Origin of the sequence: Occallatibacter sp. (assembly GCF_049802275.1) — a bacterium.
In the GTDB taxonomy this organism is placed as follows: Bacteria; Acidobacteriota; Terriglobia; order Terriglobales; family Acidobacteriaceae; genus Telmatobacter.
In genome coordinates, this window is the sequence record NZ_JBARMD010000749.1 from 1 (window position 1) to 5667 (window position 5667).

General features: G+C 58.2%; 5 protein-coding genes and 1 pseudogene. 3 read left to right on the forward strand and 3 right to left on the reverse strand.

Translation table 11 applies throughout. From position 1 onward, the window contains the following. Nucleotides 1-352, forward strand: a pseudogene (locus tag WA354_RS25125) (single-stranded-DNA-specific exonuclease RecJ); the annotation flags it as partial. Nucleotides 353-443: 91 nt separating this feature from the next. Here WA354_RS25125 and WA354_RS25130 read toward each other — a convergent pair. Together WA354_RS25130 and WA354_RS25135 are read right to left on the reverse strand one after the other, a co-directional pair. Next, the gene (locus tag WA354_RS25130; RefSeq protein ID WP_472815773.1) at nucleotides 444-1418 is read right to left on the reverse strand and encodes a YXWGXW repeat-containing protein; all 975 of its coding nucleotides are present in this window, start codon (nucleotides 1416-1418) and stop codon (nucleotides 444-446) included. A gap of 330 nt (nucleotides 1419-1748) precedes the next feature. Continuing rightward, nucleotides 1749-2714, reverse strand: coding sequence for a hypothetical protein (locus WA354_RS25135; protein WP_472815774.1), 966 nt, complete (start codon nucleotides 2712-2714; stop codon nucleotides 1749-1751). A 323-nt stretch (nucleotides 2715-3037) separates the two neighbouring features. Between WA354_RS25135 and tmk the strand changes: the two genes are divergently transcribed. Continuing rightward, complete coding sequence (gene tmk / locus WA354_RS25140; protein ID WP_472815775.1) at nucleotides 3038-3706, forward strand: dTMP kinase; 669 nt, start codon at nucleotides 3038-3040, stop codon at nucleotides 3704-3706. A gap of 124 nt (nucleotides 3707-3830) precedes the next feature. Continuing rightward, a complete protein-coding gene (locus WA354_RS25145) occupies nucleotides 3831-4610 on the forward strand; it encodes a hypothetical protein (RefSeq protein ID WP_472815776.1) in 780 nt (259 codons plus the stop codon). A gap of 105 nt (nucleotides 4611-4715) precedes the next feature. Here the strand turns inward: WA354_RS25145 and arsB are convergent. Next, nucleotides 4716-5667: ACR3 family arsenite efflux transporter (gene arsB / locus WA354_RS25150; protein ID WP_472815777.1), on the reverse strand; the 952-nt coding region annotated here is incomplete at its 5' end.

Below are 5667 nucleotides of genomic sequence, written 5' to 3' on the forward strand. Positions count from 1 at the left end.
AATCCACGCTGAGTTGCCGCTGCATCAGATCACCGCCGTGCTCGCTGGCTGGCTGCGCAAGCTAGAACCGCTGGGCCACGGCAATCTCGAACCCGTCTTCATCACACGCAATGTCCGCATCGTCTCCGCACCACGCGTCATGAAAGAACGCCATCTTCGCCTGGAACTGGCGCAGCACGACGGCGTAGCTGCGACCCGCGCCGTCGGCTGGGACATGGCTGCACGTTCGGCTGAATTGGGCCTGTCGCAGGGCTCGCGTATCGATGTCGCCTACCGCATCCGCGAGAACCTTCATCCCGACTTCGGCGGACTCGAAATCGAAATCGCCGGGCTTCAACCCCCTACGGGCTGATCCGCGCAGCCGGGGTTTCCATCCGCATACACAAAAGCCCACGGCATGCCGTGGGCTTTCTGGTTAATCTCGCCAGATTCACAGCTTCTGACTATTTGTGCTCTTTGGGCTCCTTCGGCTCGTGCTGAGATTGCGCATGCGGCTGCTCATGCTGTTGAGCTTGATGAGACTCGTTGTGAGGTTGTTGGTTGTTGCCGTGCGGCTGCTGGGCGTTCCCGTGCTGTTGCTGGTATTCCTGCTTATGCTGTTGTTGCTGATGCTGTTGCTGTTGCTGTTGCTGCTGATATTGCGGCCGGCTCTCGGCGCCGTGGTTATTGTTGTACGAGTTCTGTTGCGGCCTTGAGTTGTTTTCCGCGGCGTGGTTGTTGTTGTAGCCCATGGGCCGCTCGGCTGCTGCAGTATGCGGATTTCCACCGTTGTTCTTCGCATAAAAGCCGCGATCGGAACGCGCCGCCTGCATGTGCTGCTCCTGTACCGAGGTCGCTGCCATGTGATGTTCGTTCATTGCCACTCGCTCCTCGGGTCCAGGTTCATGGCGAATACCGCCTTCGCCCCCGCTGTAGGAGACACGGTGTTCGTTGACGATCGTGTTGCGCTCCACCACGGTGCGATCGACATAGGTGTTGTGGATGTACACGTTGTTCACGTGCACCACGGCGGTGTTATACACAAAATCGTGTCCGCGCCACATGCCGCCCACAAAGCCAACGCCCATGTAACCGAACCCATAGTTCACGCCGCCATAGAAGCCCACGTGCGGTCCCCAGTATCCGGGATGAAAAACGTAGAGCCCGCTTGACCAGCCCCAGTAGGGCGGCGTCCATAGCGCGCCACTATAAGGCGCAGGAACCCACGCGCCCGGCACCCAGAAGTAGCCGTCGTCGCCGTAAGACCAGTAACCCGGCGTCCACATCCACCCCGGCTGCGGGCAGGGCGGCTGATCATAGACCGGCAACACCGGCGGAGCAAAGCCGACACTGATTAACACACCCGCAAAAGAAGATGCGGGGACAAGAGAAAGCAGAAGCGCTAAAAGAACCCAGCGCGATTTGCGAAGTAAACCCATGGGAACCCTCCTCGAATTTCATGAACCCGTTTCCGAGCGGCATCCATCTTGCCCCGCCCGCCGGGATTGTTGACCTTGCGCGGCCTGAAGCTGCGATGACGATGCAAGATCAGCTAAAAGCCAGGAAGCAACAGCTTCTCGCTGCCGGCCCGCTCTTCAAGGCCAGATCGTTATCGATACAGCTTGCCGCATATTTAGACTACGCAGGCATAAACCCATGGCGCCACGGAAAGTTGCACCGCGCTTGGGCACTTTAGTTATGTCAATTGAGTAGATCGCAGTGGGCACACAACTTAGCGCGTGCCCCACTGCTGGAACGAATCTATTTGGTTAGTAGCGGTAACTCAGGCCCGTTCCGAAGACGCTGTTGGCCTTTAGATCGATCGGGATCACTACATACGGCGGATTGGGAACACCGGTCGGGACTGCGGTATGCCCGATCACTCCAGCCACATGGCCGATACCTATATCAAACGCAAAGTGCGGATTGTCCTTTTGCGTCACGCGCACCGCGTAGTCCATGGTGGTTGGAATGTGCGCGCCGCTTCCCGGGGGGAACAGGATTGCGCCGAGGTTCACCACGTTTGGAGGTTGCTGCGTAAATCCAATCGCGGGTACAGCCGCCAGGTTATGCCCCAGTGGAATCGGAATCCCGAGGCCCCCAAAGAGCCGTCCCATAAACCGCGTAGACTGTCCGCCCAGCCCAAAGATCGACGCGTTCGTCATCTTGAAGCCGAAGTTCAGCAGAAACGGCACCGGCGGCTTCAACCACGTCTTCGTTGCTGCCACGTACACATCTTCGTTGGTATAGGACTTCAGAGTTCCGTAGAGTTTCTCGTTCAGTGCGCCGCTTACAAACTTGTCGTCCGTACGCACCACGAATCCCGCTCCGATGCCCGGCGTCCACGCTCCAAACTGCCCATCCTTGACGGCCACAACCTTGCCGTTGAATACGTTCATGCCCGAGTAGTCCCACAGGCTGCTGAACGCCGGGCTATTTCCTTCCGTGTGCACGCTGCGCGTATAACCAAATTCCGCCCGGTTCGCGATACCCTCTTCAATGCTGAACGTGTACACGTTGCCGATCACGCTCGATGCATTCACAAAATGAACACCAATCGCCGGATACGAGAAGACATGATCCTTGGATAAGACCACGTAGGCAGTCGGCGTGATAAAGCCACCGGTCTGTCCTTCCAGGGTCAGGTTCTGTGCGTTTATACGTGCAGTGGCAAACAGTACCATCGCAATTGCGCCAACGGCGGCGAGCCTTTTCAAGTAAGAGAGCATTAACATCCAATAACTCCAATTTCAGCGAGATTGAACGACCGCAAGTTTCCCTACCGTTAGAACAGGCGTACAGCGGCTTGTGATGTGTGCGGGATTTCCTGTCAGCCGGGTACCCCGGCGACCGCGGTAGTTGTCGAAGGGGTCGGACCGTGTCCGCTGCAACAACAGCCTGCAGCAGGACTAAAGAGAGACCGCGCGGCACATCGGCCGTCAAACAGATTGACTCCGACTTCGAATTAGGAATCAACTGTTTGTAACACAAATTCAGCAGGGTCGTCACCCCGCCCGCGGCACCGCGCGGCATTACGCATGGGTGGTAGACTCTCGGCATGCCGCGCGGATTGTTCATCACCCTCGAGGGCCTTGACGGCTCAGGTAAAACCACGCAAATCAAGCGCCTGGCTGCCTGGATGCAAAAGCGTGGTCTCGACCCGGTCATCACTCGCCAACCCGGTGGCACCCCCACCGGCGACCGCATCCGCGCCCTGCTGCTCGACTCCGGATCGACCCCGCTCGCACCCATGACCGAGATGGCTCTCATGTTCGCCGACCGCGCTCAGGCCATCTCCGAAGTAATCTCGCCGGCACTCTCCGCCGGCAAAGTGGTCCTCTGCGATCGATTCACTGACTCCACTGAGGCCTACCAGGGTGGCGGCCGCCAGCTCGGCTCAGAACGCGTGCTCGATCTGCACCGTCTGGTCTGCGGCAATCTGCAGCCAGACCTGACACTGCTGCTTCTCCCCTCGCTCGATTCAAGCCTCGCACGCGCGCGCAATCGCAACGAACGCACCGCCGCTCACACCGGCAAAGACGAGAATCGCTTCGAACTGGAGCAAGGCGAATTCTTCAAACGAGTCTGGGAAAAATACCGCGAAATCGCGAGACGCGAACCGGCCCGCGTAGTCCTCATCGAAGGCAATCTTTCCATCGACGAAGTCCACGAGCAGATCATCGAAGCCGTATCCGAACGCCTGATCGCCAGCTCACGCGCTCGCTGACTCCACATTCTCGACCTCTGCAGCGCGTAAACCCGGAACCAAACAAGCAGTCAAAACGTATGCATTCACACCCTCAGCCTCGGATTGAGTCGCGACCGTGGTCTGAACTCAGGAGGTCCATGCAATGTCCCCACATGCATATCCGTCAAGGCTACGTTCTGCATTTCACTTCGCCACAGCCGTCGCTATAGCGATTGGCTTACTCACACGTGCAGCGTACGCACAGACATCCCAGCCCGCTTCCCACCAGCCAGAAATGTCCGGCGGCATGGCCCACATGTCCGGGCACATGTACATGACCACCCTGCGTCCGAAACAACCCGGCGATCAGGCGAAAGCAGACGCGATCGTCGTTGCAGCAAAAGCAGCCATGGCTCCCTACGAGGACTACCACCGCGCTCTGGCCGACGGCTATCGCATCTTCCTTCCCAATATCCCGCAACCTCAATATCACTTCACGAAAGCCGCATACGGCATGGAGGCATGGAGCCACTTCGACCCCCTCAAGCCGACCTCGCTCCTCTACCGCAAGACTCCCGACGGCGGTTACAAGCTCATCGGGGTCATGTACACCGATCGCGTGGATGCAAGCGAAGATGAGATCAACAGCCGCATTCCTCTCAGCATCGCGCGCTGGCATCAGCACATCAATTTCTGCAAAGCGCCAGCCGGGCAAAAAGCCGCCTACTTTGGCCCCAATGCGAAATTCGGCCTGCTCGGCTCCATTCACACGCAGCAAGAGTGCGATGCGGCCGGCGGAGTTTTTCTCCCTCACGTCTTCGGCTGGATGGTCCACGTTTATCCCTACGAGTCAGACCCGGCAAAAATCTGGTCCGTCGACGATGACGACAACGGCCACGACAACATGGACCACTCCTCCATGCCCGGCATGAAAATGGATTAGCGAATCACAGACCTGGGGTGCCCCATCCATGACGCAGCGTTATCGCGGCATGGGTGGGAGACCACGAACCCCATGTCCATCCCTTCCCGCCATCGCCTCTTTCGTTCAGCGAACAGCCCGATCGGCTACATCCAAAGGTTCCACAACAAAGTAGCGCTTCTGAAACCAGAACGCGACATTCACCAGCCCGATCAAAGCCGGAACTTCAATCAGCGGCCCTACCACGCCCACAAACGCTTCGCCCGAATTCAATCCAAACACCGCCACGGCCACCGCAATCGCCAGTTCAAAGTTATTGCCGGCCGCGGTGAATGACAGCGTCGCTGACTGCGCGTAATTCGCCCCTAGCCGTTTACCCATCCAGAAGCTCACCAGAAACATGATCAGGAAATACACCACCAGCGGAATCGCAATGCGCACCACATCCAACGGCAACCGCACAATCAGGTCGCCCTTCAGCGAAAACATCACAAGGATCGTGAACAACAGGGCCACCAGCGTCAGCGGGCTGATGCGCGGAATAAAGCGCGTGCGATACCACTCCTCGCCCTTCAACCGAATCAGCACATAGCGCGTCACCATTCCCGACACAAACGGAATGCCAAGATAAATGCCCACGCTCTTCGCAATCTGCGCAATGCTCACATCCACAACACTGCCCTCGAGGCCAAACCAGCGCGGCAACACCGTGATAAATACCCACGCATAGAAGCTGTAGAAGAGCACTTGGAAAACGCTATTGATCGCCACCAATCCGGCCGCGTAATCCGTGTCGCCGTTCGCCAGTTCATTCCACACCAGCACCATCGCAATGCAGCGCGCAATGCCGATCAGGATCAACCCGCGCATGTAGGCCGGTTCTCCGCGCAGAAAGACGACAGCGAGCGCGAACATCAACGCCGGGCCGATCACCCAGTTCTGCAACAGCGACAGCCCCAGCACGCGCTTCCGGCGAAACACCTCGCCAAGCTTCTCATAGCGCACCTTCGCCAGCGGCGGAAACATCATGATGATCAGTCCGATGGCAATCGGAATGTTCGTCGTCCCACTCTGAAAG

Coding starts and splice junctions, on each gene's coding strand:
- WA354_RS25130 (WP_472815773.1), bottom strand. CDS start 1,418: ATGGGTTTACTTCGCAAATCGCGCTGGGTTCTTTTAGCGCTTCTGCTT.
- WA354_RS25145 (WP_472815776.1), top strand. CDS start 3,831: ATGTCCCCACATGCATATCCGTCAAGGCTACGTTCTGCATTTCACTTC.
- tmk (WP_472815775.1), top strand. CDS start 3,038: ATGCCGCGCGGATTGTTCATCACCCTCGAGGGCCTTGACGGCTCAGGT.
- WA354_RS25135 (WP_472815774.1), bottom strand. CDS start 2,714: ATGTTAATGCTCTCTTACTTGAAAAGGCTCGCCGCCGTTGGCGCAATT.